This window comes from Microbacterium sp. NPDC006705 (assembly GCF_044903545.1).
GTDB lineage: Bacteria > Actinomycetota > Actinomycetes > Actinomycetales > Microbacteriaceae > Microbacterium > Microbacterium plantarum.
Window position 1 is genome coordinate 540,909 of the sequence record NZ_JBJDQQ010000001.1, and the last position, 25,111, is coordinate 566,019.

Annotated in this window: 23 protein-coding genes and 2 tRNA genes; 12 read left to right on the top strand and 13 right to left on the bottom strand. The window is 69.9% G+C overall.

Translation table 11 applies throughout. From position 1 onward, the window contains the following. Positions 1-11: 11 nt before the first annotated feature. The 4 genes from ACI2K6_RS02595 to ACI2K6_RS02610 all read left to right on the top strand — a co-directional run bounded on the left by ACI2K6_RS02595 (position 12) and on the right by ACI2K6_RS02610 (position 3,037). A complete protein-coding gene (locus tag ACI2K6_RS02595; protein WP_404568010.1) occupies positions 12-1,064 on the top strand; it encodes a methionine synthase in 1,053 nt (350 codons plus the stop codon). Positions 1,065-1,142: 78 nt separating this feature from the next. Further along, positions 1,143-1,976 (top strand): formate/nitrite transporter family protein, encoded by an 834-nt coding sequence (locus ACI2K6_RS02600; RefSeq protein ID WP_404568012.1) that lies wholly within the window; start codon positions 1,143-1,145, stop codon positions 1,974-1,976. A gap of 106 nt (positions 1,977-2,082) precedes the next feature. Next, a tRNA-Leu gene (locus tag ACI2K6_RS02605) sits at positions 2,083-2,164 on the top strand. Positions 2,165-2,215: 51 nt separating this feature from the next. Then, positions 2,216-3,037 (top strand): VTT domain-containing protein, encoded by an 822-nt coding sequence (locus ACI2K6_RS02610; RefSeq protein ID WP_323987569.1) that lies wholly within the window; start codon positions 2,216-2,218, stop codon positions 3,035-3,037. On the opposite strand, the gene ACI2K6_RS02615 is transcribed toward ACI2K6_RS02610, so the two are convergent. Beyond that, positions 3,038-4,015, bottom strand: a complete 978-nt coding sequence (locus tag ACI2K6_RS02615) for a Ku protein (RefSeq protein WP_323987567.1) — start codon at positions 4,013-4,015, stop codon at positions 3,038-3,040. It lies immediately after the preceding gene. A 61-nt stretch (positions 4,016-4,076) separates the two neighbouring features. Between ACI2K6_RS02615 and ACI2K6_RS02620 the strand changes: the two genes are divergently transcribed. Then, the gene (locus tag ACI2K6_RS02620) at positions 4,077-6,503 is read left to right on the top strand and encodes an ATP-dependent DNA ligase (RefSeq protein WP_404568015.1); all 2,427 of its coding nucleotides are present in this window, start codon (positions 4,077-4,079) and stop codon (positions 6,501-6,503) included. Here ACI2K6_RS02620 and rdgB read toward each other — a convergent pair. Genes rdgB through murI form a run of 3 tightly spaced genes read right to left on the bottom strand, consistent with a single transcriptional unit; the run spans position 6,500 to position 8,689 of the window. After that, positions 6,500-7,093 carry an RdgB/HAM1 family non-canonical purine NTP pyrophosphatase gene (gene rdgB / locus ACI2K6_RS02625; protein ID WP_323987564.1) on the bottom strand — a complete coding sequence of 198 codons (594 nt, stop codon included), beginning with the start codon at positions 7,091-7,093 and terminating at the stop codon, positions 6,500-6,502. The two genes, ACI2K6_RS02620 and rdgB, sit on opposite strands and share 4 nt — an antisense overlap. After that, positions 7,090-7,821, bottom strand: a complete 732-nt coding sequence (gene rph, locus ACI2K6_RS02630) for a ribonuclease PH (RefSeq protein WP_112614334.1) — start codon at positions 7,819-7,821, stop codon at positions 7,090-7,092. Before rph ends, rdgB begins: the two co-directional genes overlap by 4 nt. A gap of 31 nt (positions 7,822-7,852) precedes the next feature. Beyond that, a complete protein-coding gene (murI, locus tag ACI2K6_RS02635; RefSeq protein WP_114587995.1) occupies positions 7,853-8,689 on the bottom strand; it encodes a glutamate racemase in 837 nt (278 codons plus the stop codon). A 79-nt stretch (positions 8,690-8,768) separates the two neighbouring features. Between murI and ACI2K6_RS02640 the strand changes: the two genes are divergently transcribed. Then, the gene (locus tag ACI2K6_RS02640) at positions 8,769-10,091 is read left to right on the top strand and encodes a nicotinate phosphoribosyltransferase (RefSeq protein WP_274177733.1); all 1,323 of its coding nucleotides are present in this window, start codon (positions 8,769-8,771) and stop codon (positions 10,089-10,091) included. Between the two features lie 57 nt (positions 10,092-10,148). On the opposite strand, the gene ACI2K6_RS02645 is transcribed toward ACI2K6_RS02640, so the two are convergent. Genes ACI2K6_RS02645 through ACI2K6_RS02655 form a run of 3 tightly spaced genes read right to left on the bottom strand, consistent with a single transcriptional unit; the run spans position 10,149 to position 13,500 of the window. After that, complete coding sequence (locus tag ACI2K6_RS02645; protein ID WP_023951164.1) at positions 10,149-10,415, bottom strand: DUF3039 domain-containing protein; 267 nt, start codon at positions 10,413-10,415, stop codon at positions 10,149-10,151. A gap of 23 nt (positions 10,416-10,438) precedes the next feature. Further along, positions 10,439-11,974: a hypothetical protein gene (locus ACI2K6_RS02650; protein ID WP_274177732.1), complete on the bottom strand. Its 1,536-nt coding sequence runs from the start codon at positions 11,972-11,974 to the stop codon at positions 10,439-10,441. Further along, positions 11,950-13,500, bottom strand: coding sequence for an ATP-binding cassette domain-containing protein (locus ACI2K6_RS02655; RefSeq protein WP_404568017.1), 1,551 nt, complete (start codon positions 13,498-13,500; stop codon positions 11,950-11,952). Before ACI2K6_RS02655 ends, ACI2K6_RS02650 begins: the two co-directional genes overlap by 25 nt. A 204-nt stretch (positions 13,501-13,704) precedes the next feature. On the opposite strand from ACI2K6_RS02655, the gene ACI2K6_RS02660 reads away from it, so the two are divergent. The 3 genes from ACI2K6_RS02660 to ACI2K6_RS02670 are packed head-to-tail and all read left to right on the top strand — an operon-like array spanning position 13,705 to position 15,586. Continuing rightward, positions 13,705-14,397, top strand: coding sequence for an NTP transferase domain-containing protein (locus tag ACI2K6_RS02660; RefSeq protein WP_114587798.1), 693 nt, complete (start codon positions 13,705-13,707; stop codon positions 14,395-14,397). Positions 14,398-14,432: 35 nt separating this feature from the next. Continuing rightward, positions 14,433-15,368, top strand: a complete 936-nt coding sequence (locus ACI2K6_RS02665) for a hypothetical protein (RefSeq protein WP_404568019.1) — start codon at positions 14,433-14,435, stop codon at positions 15,366-15,368. Continuing rightward, positions 15,365-15,586, top strand: a complete 222-nt coding sequence (locus tag ACI2K6_RS02670) for an SCO4848 family membrane protein (protein WP_114587800.1) — start codon at positions 15,365-15,367, stop codon at positions 15,584-15,586. The genes ACI2K6_RS02665 and ACI2K6_RS02670 overlap by 4 nt, the downstream gene beginning before the upstream one ends. Positions 15,587-15,604: 18 nt before the next feature. On the opposite strand, the gene ACI2K6_RS02675 is transcribed toward ACI2K6_RS02670, so the two are convergent. After that, positions 15,605-16,873, bottom strand: coding sequence for a CDP-glycerol glycerophosphotransferase family protein (locus ACI2K6_RS02675; RefSeq protein ID WP_274177730.1), 1,269 nt, complete (start codon positions 16,871-16,873; stop codon positions 15,605-15,607). Positions 16,874-16,943: 70 nt separating this feature from the next. Here ACI2K6_RS02675 and ACI2K6_RS02680 point away from each other — a divergent pair, with 70 nt between their 5' ends. Further along, positions 16,944-18,035, top strand: coding sequence for a glycosyltransferase family 2 protein (locus ACI2K6_RS02680; protein ID WP_282502446.1), 1,092 nt, complete (start codon positions 16,944-16,946; stop codon positions 18,033-18,035). Between the two features lies 1 nt (position 18,036). Here the strand turns inward: ACI2K6_RS02680 and ACI2K6_RS02685 are convergent, their stop codons facing one another. The 3 genes from ACI2K6_RS02685 to ACI2K6_RS02695 are packed head-to-tail and all read right to left on the bottom strand — an operon-like array spanning position 18,037 to position 22,263. After that, positions 18,037-19,488, bottom strand: coding sequence for a CDP-glycerol glycerophosphotransferase family protein (locus tag ACI2K6_RS02685; protein ID WP_404568568.1), 1,452 nt, complete (start codon positions 19,486-19,488; stop codon positions 18,037-18,039). Next, complete coding sequence (locus tag ACI2K6_RS02690; protein WP_282502445.1) at positions 19,488-20,735, bottom strand: CDP-glycerol glycerophosphotransferase family protein; 1,248 nt, start codon at positions 20,733-20,735, stop codon at positions 19,488-19,490. Before ACI2K6_RS02690 ends, ACI2K6_RS02685 begins: the two co-directional genes overlap by 1 nt. Positions 20,736-20,778: 43 nt before the next feature. Beyond that, positions 20,779-22,263 (bottom strand): S1C family serine protease, encoded by a 1,485-nt coding sequence (locus ACI2K6_RS02695; RefSeq protein ID WP_282502444.1) that lies wholly within the window; start codon positions 22,261-22,263, stop codon positions 20,779-20,781. 100 nt (positions 22,264-22,363) lie between these two features. Between ACI2K6_RS02695 and ACI2K6_RS02700 the strand changes: the two genes are divergently transcribed. Beyond that, positions 22,364-23,563 (top strand): aminotransferase class I/II-fold pyridoxal phosphate-dependent enzyme, encoded by a 1,200-nt coding sequence (locus tag ACI2K6_RS02700; protein ID WP_269266493.1) that lies wholly within the window; start codon positions 22,364-22,366, stop codon positions 23,561-23,563. On the opposite strand, the gene ACI2K6_RS02705 is transcribed toward ACI2K6_RS02700, so the two are convergent. Both ACI2K6_RS02705 and ACI2K6_RS02710 read right to left on the bottom strand, forming a co-directional pair. Then, positions 23,537-24,355, bottom strand: a complete 819-nt coding sequence (locus ACI2K6_RS02705) for a carbon-nitrogen hydrolase family protein (protein WP_323987562.1) — start codon at positions 24,353-24,355, stop codon at positions 23,537-23,539. The two genes, ACI2K6_RS02700 and ACI2K6_RS02705, sit on opposite strands and share 27 nt — an antisense overlap. Next, positions 24,352-24,867, bottom strand: coding sequence for a DUF6328 family protein (locus ACI2K6_RS02710; protein WP_112614310.1), 516 nt, complete (start codon positions 24,865-24,867; stop codon positions 24,352-24,354). Before ACI2K6_RS02710 ends, ACI2K6_RS02705 begins: the two co-directional genes overlap by 4 nt. Positions 24,868-25,001: 134 nt before the next feature. On the opposite strand from ACI2K6_RS02710, the gene ACI2K6_RS02715 reads away from it, so the two are divergent. Further along, positions 25,002-25,075 (top strand) — tRNA-Met (locus ACI2K6_RS02715). Positions 25,076-25,111 lie beyond the last annotated feature (36 nt).

The following is a 25,111-nucleotide window of genomic DNA, read 5'->3' on the forward strand; positions in this document are numbered from 1 at the left end:
AAGGACGATCCGTGTCGCATTCCCTCCTTTCCACCTCGACCGTCGGCAGCCTGCCCAAGCCGTCCTGGCTCGCCAAACCCGAAGTTCTGTGGTCGCCGTGGGAGCTGACCGGCGATGTGCTCGTCGAGGGAAAGCGCGATGCTCTCCGCGCTGCCGTTCACGAGCAGGAGCGCCGCGGACTCGACATCATCAGTGACGGCGAGCAGACGCGCCAGCACTTCGTCACGACCTTCATCGAGCACCTCGACGGTGTCGACTTCGAACGGCGCGAGACCGTCCGCATCCGCGACCGCTACGACGCGAGCGTCCCCACCGTCGTCGGCGCCGTCAGCCGCCGGCGGCCCGTCTTCGTCGATGACGCGGCCTTCCTCCGGCAGCAGACCGACCGCCCCATCAAGTGGGCGCTCCCGGGCCCCATGACCATGATCGACACGCTGGCCGATCGTCACTATCGGAGCCGCGAGAAGCTCGCGTGGGAGTTCGCGACGATCCTCAACCAGGAGGCCCGAGAGCTCGAGGCCGCCGGCGTCGACATCATCCAGTTCGACGAGCCCGCGTTCAACGTGTTCTTCGACGAGATGAAGGACTGGGGTATCGCCGCACTCGAACGAGCCGCCGAGGGCCTGCGCGCCGAGACGGTGGTGCACATCTGCTACGGCTACGGCATCGCGGCGAACAACGAGTGGAAGGCGACGCTCGGTCCGGAGTGGCGGCAGTACGAGGAGTCGTTCCCGCTTCTCCAGCGCTCGAGCATCGACGTCATCTCGCTCGAGAGCCACCACTCGCACGTTCCGGTGGAGCTGATCGAGCTCATCCGAGGCAAGAAGGTGATGCTCGGCGCCATCGACGTCGCCAGCCACGAGGTCGAGACGCCGGACGAGGTCGCCGAGACCCTCCGCCGTGCCCTCGAGTTCGTCGACGCCGACAAGCTGATCCCGAGCACCAACTGCGGCATGGCACCGCTGCCCCGCGCCGTGGCGAACGACAAGATCAGCGCCCTGGTGGCCGGGGCCGCCATTGTCCGAGCCGAGGTCTCCGAGCCGAGCGCGCTCGCCGTGCGCTGATCGGGGTTATCCCCGGCCCGCCGCCCCCTTTCGGCCCGCGCATCGAGCGCACACTGGCGGCGGAAGGACGGTGATCCCGTGCTCACGATCCCCGAGGCGCTCGCCGCACAAGCCGAGAACGGCCGCCACAAGACGGACGGGCTGCGCTCGCCCGCTCGCTTCACGGTGTCGGGCATGCTCGCCGGCGCTTACATCGGCGTCGGGGTCGTGCTCATGGTCACGGCAGCCGGGCCCCTCTTCGCGGCGGGCTCGGGCTGGGGCAAGCTCGTGTCGGGACTGGTGTTCGGGGTCGCCCTGACGATCGTCGTCATCGCGGGCGGCGAGCTCGTGACCTCCTCGATGATGACGGTCCCCCAGGCGACGCTCATGAGGGCCGTGCCGGCGGGGCGCGCCGCCGGGACGGTCCTGTGGACGTTCGGCGCCAACCTCGTCGGATCGGCCGTGTTCGGAGCGCTGATCGTCGCGTCGGGGGTGCTGCACAGCAACGCCGCGGCCGGCACGATGATCTCCGACATGCTCGCCGCGAAGGCACACGAGTCGCCGGTCGAGCTGTTCGTCCGCGGCATCCTGTGCAATGTGCTCGTCTGCATCGCGATCTGGATGACGGTGCGGCTGCGCAGCGAGACCGCCCGCATCCTGGTCGTCTTTGCGGCGATCCTCGCGTTCATCACATCCGGCTTCGAGCACGTCGTGGCGAACATGACCACGTTCACGATCGGTCTGCTCTCCGGCGACCCGTCGGCGACCGTGGGCGGCTTCGCCCTCAACCTGCTGCTCGTCGGCGCCGGGAACCTCGTCGGCGGCGGGCTCGTCGTCGGCGCCGGATACTGGTTCGTCGGCGGCTCCCCGCGACTCGCTGACGCCCCGGCGAACGTCCCGAACTCCGGACTCAGGAGCTCCATCGCGCGATAGGTGGGCCCGAGCGGCCATGCGCGCCGCGACCGCCCCATCGTCTCGGCGAATTCGGGGGTTATCCGGACGGATTCGCTTATCGCTGACGCCTAGACTGAACCCGTCCGCGGGAGTGGTGGAATTGGCAGACACGCAGGATTTAGGTTCCTGTGCCTCACGGCGTGTGGGTTCAAGTCCCACCTTCCGCACGGATCGGGCGTTCGCCCGCCCTCGCGTCATCCTCTCCCGACGGGAAACTCGTGCATCAGATCGCCCTCATCCCCTGGCTCGACCCCGCCACCATCATCAGCGCGGCGGGTCCGTGGGCTCTGCTCGTGGTGTGCTTCATCATCTTCGCCGAGACGGGACTGCTCGTCGGCTTCCTGCTCCCCGGCGACACGCTGCTGATCATGGCCGGCCTGCTGTCGAACCCGGTCACGCACGCCCCCCACGGAGTCTTCGGGATCAACGTCTGGATCGTCGGTCTCCTGATCGGATTCTCGGCATTCCTCGGCGGTGAGGTGGGCTACGTGATCGGTCGCAAGGGCGGTCCCGCCGTCTTCGAGCGCAAGGAATCGGGCCTGTTCAGTCGCCGCAACGTCGAGCGCACGAACGCGTTCTTCGAGCGATACGGCGGCGTCACCGTCATCCTCGCCCGATTCGTGCCCATCGTCCGCACGTTCGCGCCCGTCGCCGCCGGTGTCGGCAAGATGCCGTGGCATCGGTACTCGCTCTACAACCTCATCGGGGCCGTCATCTGGGGCTTCGGCCTGACCGTGATCGGCTACCTCGTGAGCCTCATTCCCGGCGTCGGCGAGTTCGTCGCGAAGTACATCGACGTCATCCTGCTCGCGGCCGTCGTCGGCACCGTCTTCTTCATCGTGTGGCACTACTTCGCCGAGAAGCGCAAGGCGAAGAAGGAGATGGCTGCGGGGCCCGACGAATACACCGACGCCGACGAGGCGCGCGAGCTCGTGCTCGACCCGGAGGTCTTCCGCGAGCACGGCCACAGCGCTCCGCACGCGCACCGCCCCGACGCGTCCACGACCGACACCGACCGGCGCACCGACCCGCGGAGCTGATCAGGAGGCTTTCGCGCTCTTCTTCGCCGGAGCCTTCTTCTCGGCCGGCTTCTTCGCGGGAGCCTTCTTCGCGGGAGCCTTCTCGTCCGTGTCCTTCTTCGCGGCGCTCTTCGCGGTGCTCTTCTTCGCGTCCGTCTTCGTGCCGGAGCGCCCCGCGTCGCCGCCGTCCGACGTCTTCGAGCCCCCGCCACGCGCCGCACGGCTGCGCTCGACACTCGCCCGCAGCGCCTCCATCAGATCGATGACCTCGCCGCCCTCCTTCTCGGCCTTCTCACCGAAGGTCTCCGAGGTGTCGAGGGCGTCGCCCTTCTCGAGCTTGGCGTCGATGAGCGTCCGCAGCTCCTCCTGGTACTCGTCCGTGAACGCCTCGGGATCGAAGTCGCTCGAGAAGCTCTCGACGAGGGATGCCGACATCTCGAGCTCCTTCGCCGAAATGCGCACCGACTCGTCGAGGGCGGGGAACGCCGCCTCCCGAACCTCGTCCGCCCACAGCAGCGTCTGCAGCACGAGCACATCACCCCGCACGCGAAGCGCGGCGAGCCGCGTCTTCTGCCGCAGGGAGAACCGCACGATCGCGGTCCGGTCGGTCTGCTCGAGCGTCTTGCGGAGCAGGACGTACGACTTCGGCGAGGAGGAGTCGGGCTCGAGGTAATACGCCTTGTCGAGCGTGAGCAGGTCGATCTGATCGCTCGGCACGAACTCGACGACGTCGATCTCGCGGCTCCGCTCGGAGGGCAACGACGCCAGGTCCTCCTTCGTCAGGACCACGGTCTGCTCGCCGTCGTCGTAGGCGCGATCGATGTCGGCGTAGGGCACGACCTCACCGTCGATCTCGCAGATGCGCTGGTAGCGGATGCGCCCGCCGTCGGCGTTGTGCACCTGGTGCAGCGGCACGTCGTGGTCCTCGGTCGCCGAGTAGACCTTCACCGGCACATTGACGAGCCCGAAGGTGAGGGCGCCTTTCCAGATCGATCTCATGCACGAAGTACACACCGCAACCCCTCACCGACGCCAGCGGGTGGCGCAATAGCCTGTCGGCATGGCAGGAGAGCAGACGGTCCAGGTCGACGGCCGCCGGCTGCGCCTGTCGAACCTCGACAAGGTGCTGTACCCGAGAACGGGCACCACGAAGGGCGAGGTGATCGACTACTTCTCGCGCATCGCGCCGCTGATGCTGCCGCATCTCGACCGGCGCCCGGTGACACGCAAACGCTGGCCCGAGGGCGTCGAGCAGCCGGACTTCTTCGCCAAGGCCCTCGAGCCCGGAGCCCCGTCGTGGCTCCCCCGCCTGCCGATCGACCATTCCAGCGGCTCGAAGGACTATCCCCTCGTCGAGGAGGTCGCCTCGCTCGTCTACCTCGCACAGGTCGCGAGCCTCGAGCTGCACGTCCCGCAGTGGCGCTTCACCGACGCCGGCGAGCGCGGCGCCCCCGACCGGCTCGTCCTCGACCTCGATCCCGGCCCCGGCGTCGGCCTGGCCGAGTGCGCCGAGGTGGCGCGGTGGGTGCGCAGCATCCTGTCGGACATGGGCATGGAGTTGTTCCCCGTCACGAGCGGCAGCAAGGGCCTCCATCTGTACGCTCCGCTCGCCGGCGCGCAGACGAGCGATCAGGCCTCCACGTTCGCCAAGGAGCTCGCCCGGGCGCTCGAGGCCGACCACCCCGACCTCGTCATCAGCCAGATGACCCGCAGCGCCCGGGCGGGCAAGATCTTCCTCGACTGGAGCCAGAACAACGGCTCGAAGACCACCATCGCTCCCTACTCACTGCGTGGCCGCGACGAGCCGACAGTGGCCGCACCACGGACGTGGGACGAGCTGGACGACCCCGACCTGCGCCATCTGCGCTTCGACGAGATGCTCGAGCGCGCCCGTGACCTCGGCGACCTGCTGACGCCCCTCGCGCCCCGGCGGACGGCACCGCTCGCGCCGTACCTCGCCAAGCGCTCCGCGGACCGGACTCCCGAGCCGATGCCCGAGGCGGTGTCGGTGAGTGCGTCGGGGGTTCCGGGTACCGGCTCCGCCGGCAAACCCCGGTTCGTCATCCAGGAGCATCATGCTCGCCGCCTCCACTACGACCTGCGACTGGAGCGGGATGGCGTACTCGTCAGCTGGGCCGTGCCGCGCGGCATCCCCGAGACACCGGACCGCAACCATCTCGCCGTGATGACCGAGCCGCACCCGATGGAGTACCTGACCTTCCACGGCGAGATCCCGGCCGGTGAGTACGGCGCGGGAACGATGACCATCTGGGACACCGGTCTCTACGACCTCGAGAAGTGGCGAGACGACGAGATCATCTTCACGCTCCGAAGCACGAACGGCGGAGGGGCAGCCGATGCGCGCCTCGTGCTCATCCGCACCGGCGGGTCGGGTGAGAAGTCGCAGTGGTTGCTGCACCGGATGAGAAGCGACGTCACGGATGCGGCAGGCGCGGCGAGCCCCGGTTCTTCAGCATCCGAGACAGCCGCGTCGTCGCTGGGCGCGGCGGGTCCGGTGCCGCCCATGCTGGCCGTCCCCTCGTCGCCCGGGCCCGCCCGCGCGGCCGCGGAACGGTGGGGTCCCTGGGTCGAGTTCAAGTGGGACGGAGTCCGAGCGATCGCCTTCTGGGACGGCAAGCGGATGCGGTTGTACGCGCGAAGCGGTACCGACATCACCGCACGCTACCCCGAGCTCACCGACGCAGATGCCGATCTCGGCCTGGGCGACATTCCCCTCGTGCTCGACGGTGAGATCGTCGCGCTCGACGAGGCGGGCCGGCCGAGCTTCCCGCTCCTGCAGAACCGGATGCACCTCACCAAGGCCCGCGAGATCACCCGAGAACGGGCTCGGACTCCGGCCGACTTCTTCGTCTTCGACCTGCTGCGGCACGGCGACCGTGATGTCACTGATCTTCCGCTGCGGGAACGTCGTCGCCTGCTCGAGTCCGCGTCGGCGCGAGCACGGCCTCCGCTGGCCGTGCCGCCGGTGACGGATGACCTCGACGCGGCGCTCACCGCGGCCCGCCAGCTCGATCTCGAGGGCGCGGTCGTCAAAGACCCCTCGTCCCGCTATCGCATCGGCGTCCGTTCCGAAGAGTGGCTCAAGGTCAAGCTGACGCGAACGCAGGACGTCGTCGTCGGTGCCATCCGGCCGGGCAAGGGCGCCCGACGGGGCGGCATCGGGTCGCTGCTGCTGGGCATCCCCGACGACGACGGGGCGCTCCGGTACGCCGGCCGCGTGGGGTCGGGGTTCTCGGATGCCGAGCTGACACGGCTCACCGCGGCCCTCGACCCGCTCCGCACCGATCGGAATCCGTTCGTGGGTGTCCCGGCGGCCGACGCATCCGATGCGCTGTGGGTGCGACCCGAGCTCGTCGGCGAGGTCGAGTTCGCCGAGTTCACCCCCGGCGGCATCCTGCGCCATGCCCGGTGGCGCGGCCTGCGGCCGGATCGAGCGCCCGGCGACGTCCGCCGCGACGACGGCTAGAGCGAGCGCAGCACCTCGGTGAGCGCTACGAAGGCTCGCGCCCGGTGCGACGCGGCGTTCTTCTCCGCGGCGGACCACTCCGCGACGGTGCGAGCGGGCCCGGACTGCCCGTCCGGAACGAAGACGGGGTCGTATCCGAAACCGCCCTCGCCAGCCGCCTCGGTCGCCAGCCGGCCCGGCCAGACGCCCTCGACGACGTGCTCGGTGTCACCGTCGACGAGGGCGATGACCGACACGAACTGTGCGGTGCGGCGCGGGTCGGCGATGTCCGAGAGCTGATCGAGCAGCAGAGCCGTGTTGGCGGCGGCATCCTTCTTGTGGCCGGCCCAGTAGGCCGAGAAGGCACCCGGGGCTCCCCCGAGGGCGTCGACGCAGATCCCCGAGTCGTCGGCGAGCGCCGGCAATCCCGTGTGCGCCGCTGCGGCCCGGGCCTTGATCAGCGCGTTCTCCGTGAAGGTGACGCCGTCCTCGACCGGCTCCGGACCGTCGTAGCCGATGACTTCCAGATCGGGGCGGACCGCCGCGACGATCGCGTGGAACTCCTCGACCTTGTGCGGGTTGTGGGTCGCCAGGACGATGCGGCCGGTCATGCCAGCGTCGCCGCCTGGATGTCACGCAGCTGCGCGCATCCGTTCACACCGAGCTCGAGCAGCGCGTCGAGCTCGCGCTTGTCGAAGGGCGCGCCTTCGGCGGTGCCCTGCACCTCGACGAAGAGTCCGCGGCCGGTGACGACCACGTTCATGTCGGTCTCGGCCCGCACGTCCTCGACGTAGGCGAGGTCGAGCATCGGCGTTCCGTCGATGATCCCGACCGACACCGCCGACACCGAGTCGACCAGCGGCGCGGAGCGCTGTGCGATGAACTTCTGCGACCGGCCCCACTCGATCGCGTCGGCCAGGGCCACGTAGGCTCCGGTGATCGCGGCGGTGCGGGTGCCGCCGTCGGCCTGCAGCACGTCGCAGTCGATGACGATCGTGTTCTCGCCCAGCGCCTTCGTGTCGACGACGGCGCGCAGGGCACGACCGATGAGACGCGAGATCTCGTGCGTCCGCCCGCCGACCTTGCCCTTGATCGACTCGCGGTCGTTCCGGCTGTTCGTCGCGCGCGGCAGCATGGCGTACTCGGCCGTGACCCAGCCCTTGCCCTTGCCCGTCAGCCAGCGCGGGACGCCGTTGGTGAACGACGCCGTGCAGAGCACCTTCGTACCGCCGAAGCTCACGAGAGCCGATCCTTCGGCATGGGCGCTCCAGCCGCGCTCGATCGTCACGGTGCGGAGCTGGTCGGCGGTGCGCCCGTCGGCGCGCAGGGAATCGGTCATGAGGGGTCTCCGATCGGACGGCGGATGAGGGTCAGGATGCGGGTGGGGCGAGCTTCGGCAGCACGATCGCTCCGGTCTGGACCATGCGGACCGACGGCACGCCACGGCCCATGAGCCGGTCGGCCAGGTTCAGGAAGTCGTCGCCGGAGTCGCCCGTGGCCTCGTAGACGTGACGGGGAACCGCGTCATCGTTCGCGAGCAGGCCGCGGGAGACCAGCTGTCGGTACACGTCCTTCGCCGTCTCGGAGTCGCTCGACACGAGCGCGACGTCGGGGCCCATGACGTAGCTGATCGCGCCTTCGAGGAAGGGATAGTGGGTGCAGCCCAGGACGAGCGTGTCGACCCCGGCGTCCCGGAGCGGCGCCAGGTACTCCTCGGCCACGGCGAGCACTTCGGGAGACTGCGTGATGCCCGCCTCGACGAACTCGACGAACCGCGGGCAGGATGCCGCGAACACCTCGAGGCGCTCGTTGACCTCGAGCATGTCCTGATACGCGCGAGATGCGATCGTGCCGATCGTGCCGATGACGCCGATGCGGCCGTTCCGGGTGGTGGAGATCGCCGCGCGCACGGCAGGGTTGATGACCTCGACGACCGGGACGTCGTAGCGCTCCCGCGCGTCGCGCAACAGGGCCGATGAGGCGGTGTTGCACGCGATCACGAGCATCTTCACGCCCTCGTCGACCAGAGTGTCGAGGACCTCGAGCCCGTAGCGCCGGACGTCAGCGATGGGCTTCGGGCCGTAGGGCGAATGAGCCGTGTCGCCGATATAGAGCAACGACTCTCGCGGCAGCAGCTGCGAGATCGCCCGCGCCACCGTGAGCCCGCCCACGCCCGAGTCGAAGATTCCGATGGGCGCGTCATTCACGATCATCGAGCCTACCTGGCGTCGCACCCTCACATCCCGAGGCGCTGCAGCGGGATGCGGCGTCGCTACAGTGGCACACATGGCCTCCAGCGCTCTGCTCACCGACCGTTACGAGATCACGATGCTGCAGGCTGCGCTGCGCGACGGCACCGCCGATCGGCACTGCGTGTTCGAGGTCTTCGCGCGTCGGCTCCCGGGCGGGCGGCGATTCGGCGTCGTCGCAGGCACCGGGCGACTGCTCGAGGAGGTCGAGAACTTCCGCTTCGGCGACGAGGAGCTGGAGTTCCTGCGCGAGCACGGGGCGCTCGACGAGCAGACTCTCGCGTGGCTCGCCGACTACCGCTTCACGGGCACGATCACCGGATACCGCGAGGGCGAGCTCTACTTCCCCGGCTCGCCGGTCCTGACGGTCGAGGGCACCTTCGCCGAGGCGGTCGTGCTCGAGACCCTCGTGCTCAGCATCCTCAACTACGACTCCGCCGTCGCCACGGCGGCGGCGCGTATGGCGATCGCCGCCGGTGACCGCCCGCTCGCCGAGATGGGCTCGCGTCGTGCGCACGAGCGCAGCGCGGTGGCTGCGGCCCGGGCCGCGCACATCGCGGGCTTCGGCGCGACCAGCAACCTCGAGGCGGGCCGCACGTGGGGCATCCCGACCATGGGCACCGCCGCACACGCCTGGACGCTGCTCCACGACACCGAGGAAGCGGCCTTCCGCAGCCAGATCGACGCTCTCGGCGTCGACACCACGCTGCTGATCGACACCTACGACATCACCGAGGGCGTCGCGACGGCGATCCGAGTCGCCGGTACCGGCCTCGGCGGCGTTCGGATCGACTCGGGCGACCTCCCGACCGTCGCAGCCGACGTCCGCGCGCAGCTCGATGCACTCGGGGCGCGCGACACACGCATCACGGTCACGAGCGATCTCGACGAGTACGCGATCGCGGCCCTGGCGGCATCCCCCGTCGACGCATACGGCGTGGGGACGTCACTCGTCACCGGCTCGGGCACCCCTACAGCGGGCATGGTGTACAAGCTCGTCGCGCGGCAGAACGACGACGGATCGTGGCTCTCGGTCGCGAAGGCGTCAGCGGACAAGGCCTCCCACGGGGGTCGCAAGACGGCGTTCCGTGCGCTCGACGGCGGTACGGCCAAAGAGGAGGTCGTCGTCGTCTCCGACGGCTTCGAGCCGCTCGACACCCCTGCCGAGCACCCCGACGCGCGCGCACTGCAGACGACGCTCTTCTCGGATGGGCGTGCTGTGACCGAATGGATCGGGGCCGCGGGGGTTCGCGCCGCCCGCGCCCACCACGCCAGCGTGATCGAGGAGATGCCGGTGCGCGCTCTGGCGCTCAGCCGATCCGAGCCCGCGATCCCCACGGTTTACCGCGACGCCGATTGAGGTCGCCGCGTCGACTGGGCCCACAACGCCGAAAACGCCGGGTCCAGCGACGACGCGTCAGCGCGTCATCGACTCGTAGATCTCCTTGCATGTCGGGCAGACGGGGAACTTCTCCGGATCACGACCCGGCGTCCACTTCTTGCCGCACAATGCGCGCACCGGCTTGCCGGTGATCGCCGACTCGAGGATCTTGTCCTTCTTGACGTAGTGCGAGAACCGCTCATGGTCGCCCGGCTCGATCGTCTCCTCGCGGATCAGCTCTTCGAGCTCGCGGTCGAGGGTCGCGAGACCGCCCTGGTCGGGAGAATCGAGAGGAGTGCTCATGCGGGAATTCTATCGGCGAACGATCAGGTCGTCTCGGCGAATGCCATCAGCCGGTCCCCGCGGCGGTCGAACAGCAGACCCCCGATGAGGATGCCGACTGCGAGCACAAGCAGCCCGACCCCGAGTCCGGTTCCGAGAGCCCACCACTGCGCGTGCGCCTCCCCCTGCAGGAACCGCCAGGACCACCACAACGCCGGCGATGCGGCGAGAAGCGCGCCGACCAGCACCGCGCCCTGAGCGACCCCGCCGCCCGTGCGCTGGGGCTGCTGGAACGGACTGTCTCCGTGCCGGGCGACGGCGTAGGGAGCGAGGACGGACGACACCGACGAGAGGCCGAGGCCACCGAAGAGCAGCGCGGAGCACACCCCGACCATCACCGGCAGAACGTTCCAGTCACCGTGGATGCCGATTCCCACCGGGATCGCGATTGCGAGCAGCGGCAGTGCGACCAGGAGCAGCGGCACGAGTCGCCCGATGCGGTCAGACGCACCGCGCACAGCGCTCGAGATGTGCAGCCACACCGCCGAACCGTCGTACGCGAGGTCATTGTGGACGACCCAACCGAGCAGGAGGGCGATGAGCGGAGCGGGGATCAGCGCCGCGATCTCATGCGGCACGCCGACGATGATGAGAGGCACGACCGCGACGACGGCCGCGACCGGGATGATCGCGATGTCGACGAGGTACCGCGGATCACGCAGCCAATACACGAGAGAGCGCGCCGCCACCGCGCCTCCGGGCGTGCCCGGGGTGACGGTGAACCAGCCGAGTCCCCGGCGCTCACGGACGGATACGGGTCGCTCGGTGTGGGTGAGCATCCGTCGCACGATCAGGATCCATGCTGCGGCCAACGCCGCGACGGACAGAACCGCGACGATCACGACGGCCGGACGCGGATCGAGCGGCAGAACCCATGCCGCCCCGACGGGGGTGACCGCGAGGGTCCTCACCGCAGCGAGTAGGGGGCCCGGAACGCCGTCGTCCCAGTTCAGCGATGCGAGGAAGACCGCGACCGGGATCGCGACCACCGCGATGCCGAGCAGCAGCAGCGTCGTCAGCTCGCGCGACCGGCGGTCGGCGAGCACGAGAGCGGCGACCCCGAGGGCTACTCGCGCGAGCAGGAGCTGGGTGACGACGATCAGCGCGGCGCCGAAACCCGCCGCTACCGGGTCGACGCCATGGGCGATCCAGGTCAGGGCGACGGCCACCGCGACCACGATCACGGCCGCCGAAGGCAGACTCAGCGGACTGGCCGCGGCGGTCGCGGCCGCGACGAGCCGCCAGTCACGGCCGGTCACGATGAAGGCGCGCGGATCGAGAGGGTCGCGAACGGGAGTGACCAACGGCACCACCGCGAAGCAGGCCGACACGGCCGCCCCACCGACCGCGAGCACCACCAGTGCGCTCGCGAGGGGCGCGTCCTGCAGGCGCAGGAGCGCGAGGACGATCGCACCGACCAGCACGACGGCCGCGGCCAGCGCTGTCAGAGCGCGGGCACGGTGGAATCGCAGCGCCCCGACCAGGACGTCGAACCTCAGTCGGAGAACGTGTGCAACCATTCGAGGCCCTCCACCGCGCTGGTCCCGCCGGCAAGTTCGAGGAACCGCTGTTCCAGCGTGCGCCCGTCCCGCACCTCGTCGACCGTCCCGGCTGCCAGGATGCGGCCGCCGACGAGAACGGCGACGCCGGAGCAGGCGCGCTGGACGAGTTCCATGCCGTGACTCGACAGGATGACGGTGCCGCCGTGGGCGACGTACTTCTGCAGGATGTCGAGGATGGCGGCGCTCGATACGGGATCCACCGACTCGAAGGGCTCGTCGAGCACGAGAAGGCGAGGCGCGTGGATCATGGCACCCGCGAGCATGACCTTCTTCGTCATGCCGGCCGAGTAATCCGAGACGCTGCGTCCGAGCGCGTCGGTCAGATCGAAGGCCGCAGCGAGGTCGTTGATGCGATTCTCGACGACCGCGGGCTTCAGTCCCCGCAGGACGCCGTAGTAGTACAGGAGCTGACGGCCGGACAGCCGGTCGAAGGTCCGCAGGCGGTCGGGCAGGACGCCCATCTGCCGCTTCGCCCTGGCCGGGTCTCGACGGATGTCGATGCCCGCGATCTCGACAGCCCCCTCGTCGGGACGGAGGAGTCCGGCGATCATCGACAGCGTGGTCGTCTTGCCGGCACCGTTCGGACCCACCAGCCCGTAGAACGACCCCGCGGGGATCTCGAGGTCGATGCGGTCGACTGCACGCGCCTCGCCGTAGGCCTTGGTGACGCCGCTCAGACGCAGCGCCGGGGGCGCGGCTTCCGTCTCCACATCGGCCACAGCATCGGCCGCCGGCGCGGTGACGACGGGCTCCGGCTCAGGTTCCGGCTCCGGCTCCGGCTCAGGTTCCGGCAGGGGCTCGGGCTCAGGTTCCGGTTCCGGCTGCGGTTCTGGCTGCGGCTCAGGCTCAGGCTGCGGCTCCGGCGAGGGCTCCGACTCCGGCTCCGGCTCCGGCGCCGGCAGGGGCTCTGGCTCAGGTTCCGGCAGGGGCTCGGGCTCGGGCTCAGGTTCCGCTTCCGGCTGCGGTTCTGGCTCCGGCTCAGGCTCGGTCGCCGGGGCGCTCTCCGGTTCAGCCGCGTCCGTCGCTGCCTCGTCGTGCAGCTCAGCGGGCGCGGATGCCGCGTCGCCCACGATCGCATCGCTCGATGCCATGCCACTCGATGCCATGCCATCCGACTCCGCGCTCTCACGCGCGGCGTCCTCCGCCGGTGCCACGAACGCGGCCGCAGCGACGGCTGCGGGAATCTCAGGCTTGGGCGGCGTCGTACCCGCCGCGGTCGAAGCGCTCGCGGACCGCGGCTTCCGCGGGGACTTCTTCGCCGCGGGTGCCCCCGACGCGCGCGGCTTCCGCGGCTTCGCCGTCTTCACGGGGGACTTCTTGCGGTCCGTCGACGCTTCTTCGGGCGAGGCGGCAGCCGACGTCGCGGCGACCGCGAGTCCGGCCGCAGCGACCTCGGCGGGGATGTCCGGCAGAGGTGGCACAGAGGTATCGACAGGCGACTCGACACGCTTCTCGATCTGGGGGGCGGAGGTGTCGTCTGTCACCCCCCAAACCTATCAAGCGGGTGGTCAGCGCCACGGCTCGTCGTCATCAAAACACCGAGAATCGCGCTACCAGGAAGGTCACGAAAGCGCAACGGCTCCGAGTGTTCCGGCGAGCTCCCAGAAGCGGTCGGTACCATGAAAAACGCTCTGCCGGGGTTTCACCTCGGTGAATACTGATCTAACTCGTAACTTCAGGAGATGCTCGTGGGCCTTCAGATCGTGATCCTCGCCGCAGGGATGGGTTCCCGTCTGGGCCGTTCCCTCCCCAAGCCGCTGACCGAGCTGAACGACGGCCGGAGCATCATGCAGCAGCAGCATGACAACATCCGCGCCGCTTTCGGCGACGACGCGCGCATCACGACCGTCGTCGGCTACCGCGCCGAGACGATCGTCGACGCGTTCCCGGATGTCGACTACGTGTACAACGCCCGCTACGACGAGACGAACACCTCGCAGAGCCTGCTGCGCGCACTCAAGGCCTCGGGCCGCGGCGGCGTGCTCTGGATGAACGGCGACGTGGTGTTCGACCCCCGCGTGCTCGGACGCGCCGTCTCGCTCATCGAGCGGGACCAGTCGTTCGTCACTGTCAACACCGCGAAGGTGAGCGACGAAGAGGTCAAGTACACCGTCAGCGGCGAGGGCTTCATCAAGGAGCTCTCCAAGACCGTCCGGGGCGGCATCGGCGAAGCGGTCGGCATCAACTACATCTCCGGGCGCGACAAGAAGGCTCTCATCGCGCAGCTCGCTCGTGTCGACGACCAGGACTACTTCGAGCGCGGACTCGAGCTCGCGATCGCCGAGAACGGCCTGCTGCTCGAGCCGATGGACATCTCCGACCTCTACGCCGTCGAGGTCGACTTCGCGGAAGATCTCGAACGCGCGAACCTCTACGTCTGAGCCCGCCGCGCCCGCGGCGCGAGAGGATGGGTGTCATGGCCCGAAAGGTGCATCGCATCGACTCTCTTCCCGACGACGCCCCGCGCCGCGACGCGGGCGACCCTGAGGGAGCGCAGCATCCGCTGACCGTCCGCACGCTCGACCGGCTCCTCGCCGTGCAGCGTCCGGTCGTCCTGGCACATCTGCGCGGCATCCGGCAGCGGCACCCCGGTGCCACGACCGCCCAGGTCGTGCAGATGCTCGAACGTCGATACCTCACGGCGGTCACCACGGGCGGCGCGGCGGTCGGAGCCACGGCGGTGATCCCCGGGATCGGCACGGCCACGACGCTCGCCCTCAGCGGCGTCGAGACGGCGGGATTCCTCGAAGCGACCGCTCTGTTCGCGCAATCTCTTGCAGAACTGCACGGCATCCCGGTCGACAACCCCGATCGCGCTCGAGCCCTGGTCCTCGCGCTCATGCTGGGCCGCGAGGGCGCGGATCTGGTCGGTCAGTTCGCACGACAGGCCAGCGGCAAGGGCGCAGCGCGCAGCTCCTACTGGGGCGAGCTCGTGACGTCATCCCTCCCCCGTACGGCCGTCGGTCCTGTCCTCGACCGGTTGAAGCACGCTTTTCTGCGCCGCTTCGCCGCGGCGGGAGGCGCGTCGGTCGTCGGCAAGGCGCTTCCGTTCGGCATCGGCGCAGCGATCGGCGGCACGGGCAACCACATCCTCGGGCGCCGCGTCATCTCGGGCGCACGCCGGGCCTTCGGCGTTGTCCCGAGCGCGTTCCCGGCGACGCTGGATCCCGGAGAGGAAAATCAACCGAACGGACGAGGTCCGGCGCTCGTGGCGCGTCGGATCAGCGGCACGTTCGCCGAGGGCGGCCGTCAGCTCGGCTCGCTCGCCTCTCGACCGTTCCGGCGTGTCGAGCGGCGCAGCGCACGAGAGAAGGGCGCGAACGACGCTTCCGCCGATCGGAGAGAATCATGATCGCTTTCGTCGTGACGATCCTCCTCGTGGGCGCCGTCTTCAACATCGTCACGTGGCCGACCTTCCTGCGACGTGTCTCCCGTGACCCGCGCGCGAGGGATGCCGACGGGCGGCGTACCCGGTTCTTCACCGTGCATCTGGTGCTCGTCGTGATCGCCGTCGCGCTCGCGGCACTCTTCCTCGCCGGCGCGGCGATGATCGGGTTCGCCGGCTTCTGAAGCCGGCAAGGGCCCCCGTCAGGCGTCGTCGAACTCCGCCTCGTCGCGTTCGTCGGCGACGGTGACCGTGCGTGCGTCCCACTCCGCCCATCGCTGCATGAGCAGCTCGATCGCGGCGTGGAAGCGCGCTGTTGCGGCCCCCGGCGATGTGTCGCCGAAGTAGTGACGCGACCACCCGCGCAGGCGCCCGGATGCGTCGGGGTCATCGGCGATGCGGTCTGCGATCTCGACGATCGACGCCGCCGAGGCCGCGTCGAGCCAGGCGGCATCCGCGAGGTAGCCGCCCGTATCGACGAGCGCTGCCGGATCCGCGGGCCGGGTGACGAGCAGCGGCTTCGCGACCGCCAGCCGGTCGTAGATCATCGCGGAGATGTCGACGACGGCGAGATCGGCGGCGGCGAGCTGCCACCCCAGCTCGGGACCATCGTCGTACACGTGATGAGCGAGCGGGTCAGCGCTGTTGGCGGCGGCGATCGCCGCGACGATGCGCCGATGCGCGTCACCGTACGCCGCGTCGACGACCCCGGACCTCGGATGCGGCCGATAGATCAACCGGTGCTGCGGTGACGCGAGGACCGCGGCCGCCAGAGCCTCGCCGTGCGAGGCGATCGAGCCATAGTGCGCGGCGGGGCGGTCGCCCTCCCAGGTGGGCGCATAGAGGATGACGCGGCGCCCGTCCTCGGGGTACGGGAGCGATCCCGAGAAGTGATCCGCCTGCGGCCGACCGATCGCGATCGTGCGCGCGTCGAGGTCGTAGTCCCAGAGAACGCGACCGAGACGCTCTCGAGCCGCATCACCTGCGATCAGGGCATAGTCGTACGCCTTGAACTGGTTCGTGGTCATGTACATCTTGTCGGACTCGCCGTGGTTGATGAACACATGCCATCGGTGCCCGTAGCGGAACATCTGGAAGTTACGGGTGTTCTGATTGACGTACAGGACGACCCGGATGTCCTGCGCGGCGACCACCGATTCGAGGGCCCGGACGGTCGGGGCGAACAGGACGGGCAGCGCACCATCGGCGAGGATCGCCTGCGCGCCGGTGGCGCTGCGGCTGATGACGACGACCGGCCAGGTCTTCGCGAGGAGTTGGAGCGGCTTGTACCACTGCCGTATCTGGTACATGTTCACGTCACCGTCGGCGAAGTACACCGCGATGCGGAAGTGACCGGCGGGTGGCTGCGGCGCCCTGGTGAGGGAGCGTCGCACGTCGACGTACGCGGCCCGGTTCGAGACGGCACGCCGCACCAGGGCGACGGCTTTTCGGACGTCCGAGATGATTCCCACCCTTCCAGGGTACCGAGCGGGTCAGCCGGAGCGTATCAGCGGGAGCGGGCGCGCGTGACATGATCGACGGATGCATGACGACGCGCACGGATGGCGTCCGGCGCCCGTACCGGACCGAGGCGCGGGCGTGTCCTTCGTCATCCCCGTGCTCAATGAGCGCGACTACCTCGAACACGCCGTGCGCAGCGTGCTCGCTCAGGACCTCGACGCGCCCATCGAGGTGATCCTCGCGCTCGGCCCGTCCTCCGATGGAACGGACGCGGTGGCCCGCCGGCTCGCCGACGAGGAACCGAGGATCCGTCTCGTCCGAAACCCCGCGGCTCACATCCCCGTCGGCTTGAACATCGCGATCCGGGCGGCTCGCTACCCGACGATCGTGCGGGTGGACGCGCATTCGGAGCTCGAGCCCGGGTACGCGCGCGCCGCACTCGACACGCTCGCTCGGGTGCAGGCGGCGAACGTCGGCGGTGTGATGCGCGCCGAAGGCCGAAGCGCTTTCCAGCGAGCGGTGGCCCGCGCCTACAACTCGCGCATCGGGCTCGGCGGCGGCGCATACCACGGCGGTACCACCGAGGGCCCCGCCGAATCCGCCTACCTGGGCGTGATGCGGCGCAGCGTCCTCGACGAGGTCGGGTTGTTCGACGAAGGAATCCGCCGCGGCGAGGATTGGGAGCTCAACCTCCGCATCCGGCGAGCCGGGTATCGGGTGTGGTTCGACCCCGACCTGCACGTCACCTATTGGCCTCGCGACAGCTGGTCCCGCCTCGTACGGCAGTTCCGGGCGACCGGCTCATGGCGGGGCGAGCTCGTACGACGTTTCGGCAGACGGAACGGTCTGCGCTTCTTCGCTCCTCCGGCACTCGTCGTGGCGACCGCCGCATCGCTCGTCGTCGGCGCGGCCCAGCTCCTCGGAGCGGCGCCGGGACGCGCCGGCATCCTGCTGTCGATCGCCCATGCGCCTGTCGCGGCCTACGCGGCCCTCATCGCCGTCGTCGCGGCCGGGCGCGGCGGCGGTCGCGGACTGCGAGACCGCCTCTGGACCCTCGCGGTCCTGCCGTCGATGCATCTGTCATGGGGCGTCGGCTTTCTGCAGGGCGCCGCGCGCGGGGCGCGGGGCACCGTCGACACATCGCGCCTCGAGCGGAACACGCCGCTTCCCTAGGTCAATCGCGCGAGACCAATCTCTGGTCGAGGATCCGCGCGACCACGCGCTCTGCGGCCCGACCGTCATCACGAGCGTTGAACCGGGCGCGCCAGCGGGCGTACCGCTCGGGGTCGCCCCCCTCGCCGGAGGTGATGGCGCGAACCAGTTCCTTCTGCGTCCGCACGACCGGACCGGGGGCCGCATCCGTCAGATCGAAGTAGAACCCGCGCAGCTCACCGCGGTAGTGCTCGAGGTCGGGAACGAAGAAGTACATCGGCCGCCCGGTGACGGAGTAGTCGAACATGACGGACGAGTAGTCGGTGATGAGTGCGTCCGAGGCGAGCTGAAGCGCAGCCAGGTCGGGGTACGACGTCACATCGATCACGCGGGCCCCGCGCTCGTCGGCGCCGGGCGCCAGCGTCCGCGAGTGCCCGCGGACCAGCACCACCGCACCTGTCGCCTCGGCGAGCGCTGGCAGATCGAGGAAGTCGACGATCGTCTGACGGTCGTCGCGCCACGTGGGCGCGTACAGCAGCACCTGCGCTCCGGCATCGATCCCGAGGGACGCGCGCACGGCTTCCCGATCGCCGGTGTGCAGTTCATCCGTCCGCGGATACCCTTCGACCCACACCGGCTTGCGCCGGAACGCGTACGCCGCCCGGAGCATACGTGCGCTGTAGGGGTTCTGGGCGAGGAGGATGTCCCAGCGCCTGCTCTCACGGAACACGGCGAGGGCCCGTCGCGGGTCGAAGCCCGGCCGGTGGAGAGCGAGTCGTTTGAGAGGCGTACCGTGCCAGGTCTGGAGGACGACCTGACCCGGTTTCCGGACGAACTGCCGGCGCAGCCAGTCGTTGACCACAAGCAGTCGGGCGGCGCCCCGGGCTCGCCACCATTCGGGGCTTCCGTCGACCACGGCGATCGCTCCCTCGGGCACCGCGACCGAAAGATCGACAACGCTCCAATAGCGGGTGACTGCGGGAGCCACGCGCGCCAGTTCGCGGTCGATCGCGAGCGGATTGTCGCTCGCGCTCCGGCCGTAGAAGCTCTCGAAGAAGACGGCGTTCTCGAGGGGTCCGCGGTGAGCGGCATAGCGCTGTTCGAGGGCCCGACTCCCCTCTCCCGACGCGAGCGCCGGATCGACGGGCGGCCCGATGCGCAGCAGTGCTCCGTCCCAGCTCGCGCGAAGCGTGCGCCCGTGGAAGGGCGCCGGCATCTCGGTGTCCTGGCCGCCGTCGCCCTGCATTCGGACGCCGTCGATGACGAGGTCGTAGCTTCCCCCGGGCAGCGGGAGGGAGGCGCCGCCCCAGCGGGACGCGTGCAGAGGGACACGCGCCGTCCAGCCGCCGGCCACAGTCGTCACCTCGGCGCGAGATCGCGCCCGCGGGCCGACGACCTGAACCTCGCCGGGCGTGGGGCCGGCACCGCTCACGGTGAGGACGGGTGAGCCCTCGACATCGAACCCGATGATCATCACGACCGCTCCCCTGCAGCTTCCGGCACCGCAGCGACGATCGCCTCGTGTACTCGACGCGCGTTCCCGCCGTCTCGCCACGCGTGCATGCGCAGGCTCAGCTCAGCCGATCGGCGGCGACGACGATCCGTTTCCGGTCCTCCCGCGAGGAGCTCGTCGAGCTGCGAGCACAGCTCGGGCCACGATCGGGCGGCGTCGTCGCCCGCGACCTCCCCGTAGGTGCCGTAGAAGCCGCGAGTGCGGGCGTAGCGCTCGACATCGGGGGCCAGGAAGAGCGTCGGCAGCGGCACGAGCCCGGCGTCGTAGACGAGAGAGGAGTAATCCGTGACGAGCGCGTCCATGGCCGGGAGCAGGGGCGTCACGTCCGGGACGAGGTCGCTCCCGAGTATGCGGACGCGCGGCGTCGGCGACGGTGGGGTGTAGTCGCCCCCGCCCAGGGGGTGAGAGCGGACCAGGAGAACGGCGTCGTGCGCCTCGAGAACGGTAAGGATGCGCTGCCAGTCGGCAGCGTCGGGCGTCGCCGGATCGGGGTCTCCGTCGCGCCAGGTCGGCGCGTACAGCACGGCATGAGCATCTGCGAGGCCGGGGACCGCGGTCTCGAGGCGCCGACGCGCGTCCTGTCGCCCCTGTCGGCGGTCCGCGGGCGAGAGCACGTCGACCCGCGGCTCACCGAGCACGGGCACATGGCTGTCGTCGAGCCCGAAGGCGCTCTCCAGGCGGCCGCGCACGCGGTGGGACGCTGCCGGCAGGAGGTCGATCTGAGCCTGCGTGCGCCGATACGCCAGAGCCAAGAGACGCCGGATGCCGGGAACACCGCCCAGCCGACCGGGGTCCGTCGTGACCGGCGCGTCGAGGCCGATCCGCTTCAGCGGGATGCCGTGCCACAGCTGCACGAGGAACGCACCGCCGACGCCGTAGCGATTGACGTCGCCCAGACCATGCGTGACCACGACGACCCCCGCCCGGGCCGTATGCCAGAAGCCCGCAAGCGAGTCCCGCTGCACGGTCGGGATGCCGAGGCGCTTCGCATCGTCGGCCTGCCGCTGCGACGACACCAGCCACACGGCCCGGCGACGGGGCGCCGCCTGCCAGAGGGCGAGCGCCCCATCGGCGATGCCGACGGCGCACCCGAACACCCAAGCGGATCGATCACGCGGGATCACGAGGGTGGCGAGCCGTCCCGCGAGATAGGCGGGGATGCGCAGGACCTTGCGCACATTGCCCGCGCCGAACGAGAAGGACGCCACCCCGCGAGCCTATCGCGGGGTGGCGTCCGGGCCGGTACGGCGCTTACTGCTGCAACTGGCCGAGGGTCACGGTCGCGGTCTGCTCACGGCCGTCACGCACATACGTGAGCTTGGCTTCGCTGCCTGCGGCCAGTGCGCGCACCTGTGCGGTCAAGTCGACCTGGTCGGTGATGGCGATCCCGTTGAACTCCGTCACGATGTCGCCGTTGCGCAGGCCCGCCGACGCGGCGGCCCCACCCGAGCTCACCTCATTGATGAGAGCGCCGGCACGCGTCGCGCCGGGTGCCGCAGCGGCATCTCCGACCGTCGCGCCGAGGAGGCCGTGGGTAGCCGAGCCGTTGTCGATGATCTCGTTCGCGACGCGTTCGGCGACCGTCGAGGGGATGGCGAACCCGACACCGATGGAGCCGGCCTCGGTGGACGCCCCGCCCGCGCTCGCGATCGCGACGTTGATGCCGATCAGTCGACCCTTGCCATCGACGAGGGCGCCGCCGGAGTTGCCCGGGTTGATGGCGGCGTCGGTCTGGATGACCGAGATCGCGATCGACGACTTCGGCTGGGACGGCGTCTGCTGACCCTGGCCGAAATCGAACTCGAACGGCGTGCGCCCGCCCGGGGTCTCCTGCTGCGATCCGCCTTCCGATTCGGGCGCCGCCGACGACGCGATCTGGATCGAGCGGTTCAGCGCGCTCACGATGCCCGTCGTCACGGTGTTGGACAGCCCCAGAGGCGCGCCCACGGCGACCGTCTGGTCGCCGACGTTGAGCTTGCTCGAGTCGGCGAACTCGATGGGGGTGAGGCCTGAGGCGTCGGTCAGCTTGATGACCGCGAGGTCGTACGTCGGGTCAGTGCCCACGATCGTGGCCGCGTACACCCGGCCGTCCGAGGTGGTGACCGAGAGCTTCGGGTCGCCGGTGGCTCCGTCGAGCGTGACCACGTGCGTGTTCGTCAGTACGTAGCCGTCTTCGCTGAGGATCACGCCGGAGCCCGTCCCGCCGGAGGTGCCGGACGAGGCGGAGATGGTCACGACACTCGGCAGCACCTTCGTCGCGATGGCCGTGGTCGCGTTGACCGAGTCGGGGTTGTTGACGGTGATCGACGACGGGCCCGAGCTCTGGGAAGCGGGAGCCGCGACGAACGACGATCCCACCGCCGCCGCGCCACCGACACCGGCCGCACCACCGACGAGGGCCGCCGCAACGAGGATCGCCGCGATCTTCCCGCCTCCGACCTTGCTTCGGTCGTGAGACTCGGGGGCCGCGGTCGTCGCGAAGGGCTGACCGAAGGCCGGAGCGCCACTGTGCGGTGCGGGCTGGCCGTAGGGCTGAGTCGGCTGGGTGTGGAAGGCCGGGCCGGGGTCCGCCGGCGCGCCGGGCAGCGGCGGGCGGGGCGGGATGGACGCGTCGGCGCGCGGCGTCGCTGCCGCGTCAGGTGCCGACACGGGCGAGGTACGGGCGTGGTCGGCAGGCTGCTCGGCGTCGCTGCGCGCGTCGGGAGTCCGGTCGTCGGGGAAGTTCTGATCGCTCATCGAGGTTGCTCCTTTGTCCAAGCAAGAACAGGTTGCCGCCCCATGCTGTGGTTTGCCTATGCCGAGGATGGGACACGCCTATGCGTGTAGCCTGAGCCGGATGCACGAGGTTCCCGGCGCGTGGCGCCGCGCCGCACGAGGCGCCGGTCTCCTGACCGATGACGGTCTGCCCGTCCCCACCATCTTCGCCGAGATGACCGCGCTCGCCGCTCGAACGGGCGCGATCAACCTGGGTCAGGGCTTCCCCGACGAGGACGGGCCGCAAGAGGTCCTCGAGGCCGCGCGCGCGGCCATCGCCGGCGGCCGTAACCAGTACCCGCCCGGTCGCGGAGAGCCGGAACTGCTGGCCGCGATCGCCGAGCACCAGTCGCGTTGGTACGGCATCGAGCTCGACGCCGACACGCAGGTGCTGGTGACCGCCGGCGCTACCGAGGCTCTCGCCGCGACGGTGCTCGCGCTGGTCGACGGCCCGGATGACGAAGTCGTCGTCTTCGAGCCCTACTACGACGCGTATGCGGCCCTGGTCGCGCTGTCCGGTGCCCGCCTCGTGGGCGTTCCGCTCCGGTGGCCCGACTTCCAGCCCGACCTCGACGAGCTCGCCGCAGCCGTCACCGATCGCACCCGCATCATCCTGGTCAACGACCCGCACAATCCGACCGGGACGGTCTTCTCACGCGAGACGATCGACGAGATCGTCCGCTTGGCGCATCGGCACGACGCCGTGATCGTCACGGACGAGGTGTACGAACACCTGACCTTCGACGCGCCCCACGTCCCGATCGCGACCCTGCCCGGCGCCGCTGGGCGGACGCTGTCGATCTCGTCCGCAGGCAAGACGTTCTCGGTGACGGGCTGGAAGGTCGGGTGGGTCACGGGCCCCGCCGAGCTCGTCCGCGCAGTCCTCGCGGTCAAGCAATGGCTCACGTACGTCAACGCCGGCCCGTTCCAGCTTGCCGTCGCCGCCGGACTGCGGCTTCCCGACGGCGTCTTCTCGGGTATCGCCGATCGTCTGCGCGCGGGTCGGGATCTCCTCGGCGCCGGGCTGCGCGAGGCCGGCTTCGCCGTGTCGACCCCAGCCGGTTCGTACTTCACCGTCGCGGATGCCGCGCCCCTCGGGGCTTCCGACGGCGACGCGTTCTGCCGGGAGCTGCCGGACCGTGCGGGTGTCGTGGCGATCCCGCTGACGGCCTTCGCGTCGCCCGCGCACCGGACCGAGTACGCCACGCTGGTGAGGTTCGCCGCCTGCAAGCGCCCGGACGTCCTGGCCGAGGCGTCAGCTCGACTCGCGCGGGCCTTCTGACCGGGGCACGACCTCGAAGCGGCGCAGCCGAAGCGCGGGGTTGACCCGTCGGACGCGCTCGACCGCATGGACGTCGATGTGGGCGACGGCGACGTCGCTCGACGTTCCCACCGCGGCGATCTCCACACCCTGCGGATCGAACACCCCGGAGTTGCCGACCCCCAGCGGCGGCGGATGGTCCGCGGCCGCGACGAAGAAGGTGTTCTCGATAGCGCGAGCCCGCAGCAGCGTGTTCCACTGCAATTCCTTGAGCGGGCCGCGCACCCACTGTGCGGGAACGAGGACGACGTGCGCGCCGGTGTCGGCGAGTACGCGGCCGATCTCCGGGAACCGCAGGTCGTAACAGGTCATCAGCGCGAAGCGCACGCCGTCGATCTCGAAGGTCTCGGGCGGCGCGATCGCACCGGGCTCGACCCAGTCGGACTCGCGCTGCCCGAAGGCATCGTAGAGGTGCAGTTTGCGGTACGACGCGACGAGCCCGTCGGGTCCCACGGCCACGACCGTGTTGCGCACGCGCTCGGCGTCCGAAGCCCGCTCCAGAAGGCCCGCGACGATGTGCACGCCGTGATGACGTGCGAGGTCGCCGAGCCCCTCGACGAACGGACCCTGGAGGTCCTGGGCGTTCTCGCGGAGCGTCTCGTCGAACGGGTCGACGAAGTAGCTCGAGTACTCCGGGAAAAGGACGATCTGGGCTCCGCGCGACCGAGCGCGTTCGACGAACCCGGCGATCGCGCGGAGGTTGTCGTCGACGTCGGCCGCGGGCGCGAACTGGGCCACGGCGAGAGCTGTCATCGGTCCTCCGAACGGCGGTGGCGGTAGATGAGCGGTGAGACCACCCAGAGCAGAGCTATGAGGAACGCCAGCGCGCCCCCCGCTACCCAGGATGCCGCAGTGCTGACCACGACGTCGAAGACGAAGACGACCACGCCCACCAGCAGGACCGATACCGTCACCAGCGCGAACAGCAGAGCCGTGTGACCGAACGCGACGACGGCGGGCTTGGCCCGGCGGCGGAACAATCCGCGATGGAGGGCCACCGGCGACAGGGCGACGATCGCGCTGAGTGCTGCCAGCACGACGAGGGTCAGATAGAACACCCGCTGCGGCCCGCTCAGGTCGCGGAACGCCGGTTGGAAGGCGAGAGCCAGCAGAAAACCGGTCAGGATCTGGGTGCCCGTCTGCAGGACGCGCAACTCCTGGAGCAGCTCGTTCCAGTTGCGGTCGGCACGCTCGTCCGCCGACTCGGCACGACCGTCGTCTGCGACGTCATCGCCTCGGTCGGCGACCGGGGTGGCGGGACTCATGTCGCTATCTTCCTCGCCCCGGACCGAGGACGCCAACACCCGAATGCCGGTCGCGTCACGACACGCCCGGGACGCTCCGGATGCCACCCCGATTGGACGCCCCTCGGACCCCGTGCTAGTGTTATCTCTTGTGCCGCGGGGTGGAGCAGCTCGGTAGCTCGCTGGGCTCATAACCCAGAGGTCGCAGGTTCAAATCCTGTCCCCGCAACAAGAACACGAAGGCCCCGTCGTAAGACGGGGCCTT

What these genes read in the sequence shown, in the direction of transcription:
- ACI2K6_RS02685 (WP_404568568.1), bottom strand. Translation starts at nt 19,488, where the DNA reads ATGATCATCGGGTTCGATGTCGAGGGCTCACCCGTCCTCACCGTGAGC.
- ACI2K6_RS02640 (WP_274177733.1), top strand. Translation starts at nt 8,769, where the DNA reads ATGGCCTCCAGCGCTCTGCTCACCGACCGTTACGAGATCACGATGCTG.
- ACI2K6_RS02665 (WP_404568019.1), top strand. Translation starts at nt 14,433, where the DNA reads ATGGCCCGAAAGGTGCATCGCATCGACTCTCTTCCCGACGACGCCCCG.
- ACI2K6_RS02700 (WP_269266493.1), top strand. Translation starts at nt 22,364, where the DNA reads ATGCACGAGGTTCCCGGCGCGTGGCGCCGCGCCGCACGAGGCGCCGGT.
- rdgB (WP_323987564.1), bottom strand. Translation starts at nt 7,093, where the DNA reads ATGACCGGCCGCATCGTCCTGGCGACCCACAACCCGCACAAGGTCGAG.
- ACI2K6_RS02615 (WP_323987567.1), bottom strand. Translation starts at nt 4,015, where the DNA reads ATGAGATCGATCTGGAAAGGCGCCCTCACCTTCGGGCTCGTCAATGTG.
- rph (WP_112614334.1), bottom strand. Translation starts at nt 7,821, where the DNA reads ATGACCGATTCCCTGCGCGCCGACGGGCGCACCGCCGACCAGCTCCGC.
- ACI2K6_RS02710 (WP_112614310.1), bottom strand. Translation starts at nt 24,867, where the DNA reads ATGAGTCCCGCCACCCCGGTCGCCGACCGAGGCGATGACGTCGCAGAC.
- ACI2K6_RS02670 (WP_114587800.1), top strand. Translation starts at nt 15,365, where the DNA reads ATGATCGCTTTCGTCGTGACGATCCTCCTCGTGGGCGCCGTCTTCAAC.
- ACI2K6_RS02695 (WP_282502444.1), bottom strand. Translation starts at nt 22,263, where the DNA reads ATGAGCGATCAGAACTTCCCCGACGACCGGACTCCCGACGCGCGCAGC.
- ACI2K6_RS02650 (WP_274177732.1), bottom strand. Translation starts at nt 11,974, where the DNA reads ATGGTTGCACACGTTCTCCGACTGAGGTTCGACGTCCTGGTCGGGGCG.
- ACI2K6_RS02620 (WP_404568015.1), top strand. Translation starts at nt 4,077, where the DNA reads ATGGCAGGAGAGCAGACGGTCCAGGTCGACGGCCGCCGGCTGCGCCTG.
- ACI2K6_RS02705 (WP_323987562.1), bottom strand. Translation starts at nt 24,355, where the DNA reads ATGACAGCTCTCGCCGTGGCCCAGTTCGCGCCCGCGGCCGACGTCGAC.
- ACI2K6_RS02645 (WP_023951164.1), bottom strand. Translation starts at nt 10,415, where the DNA reads ATGAGCACTCCTCTCGATTCTCCCGACCAGGGCGGTCTCGCGACCCTC.
- ACI2K6_RS02680 (WP_282502446.1), top strand. Translation starts at nt 16,944, where the DNA reads ATGCATGACGACGCGCACGGATGGCGTCCGGCGCCCGTACCGGACCGA.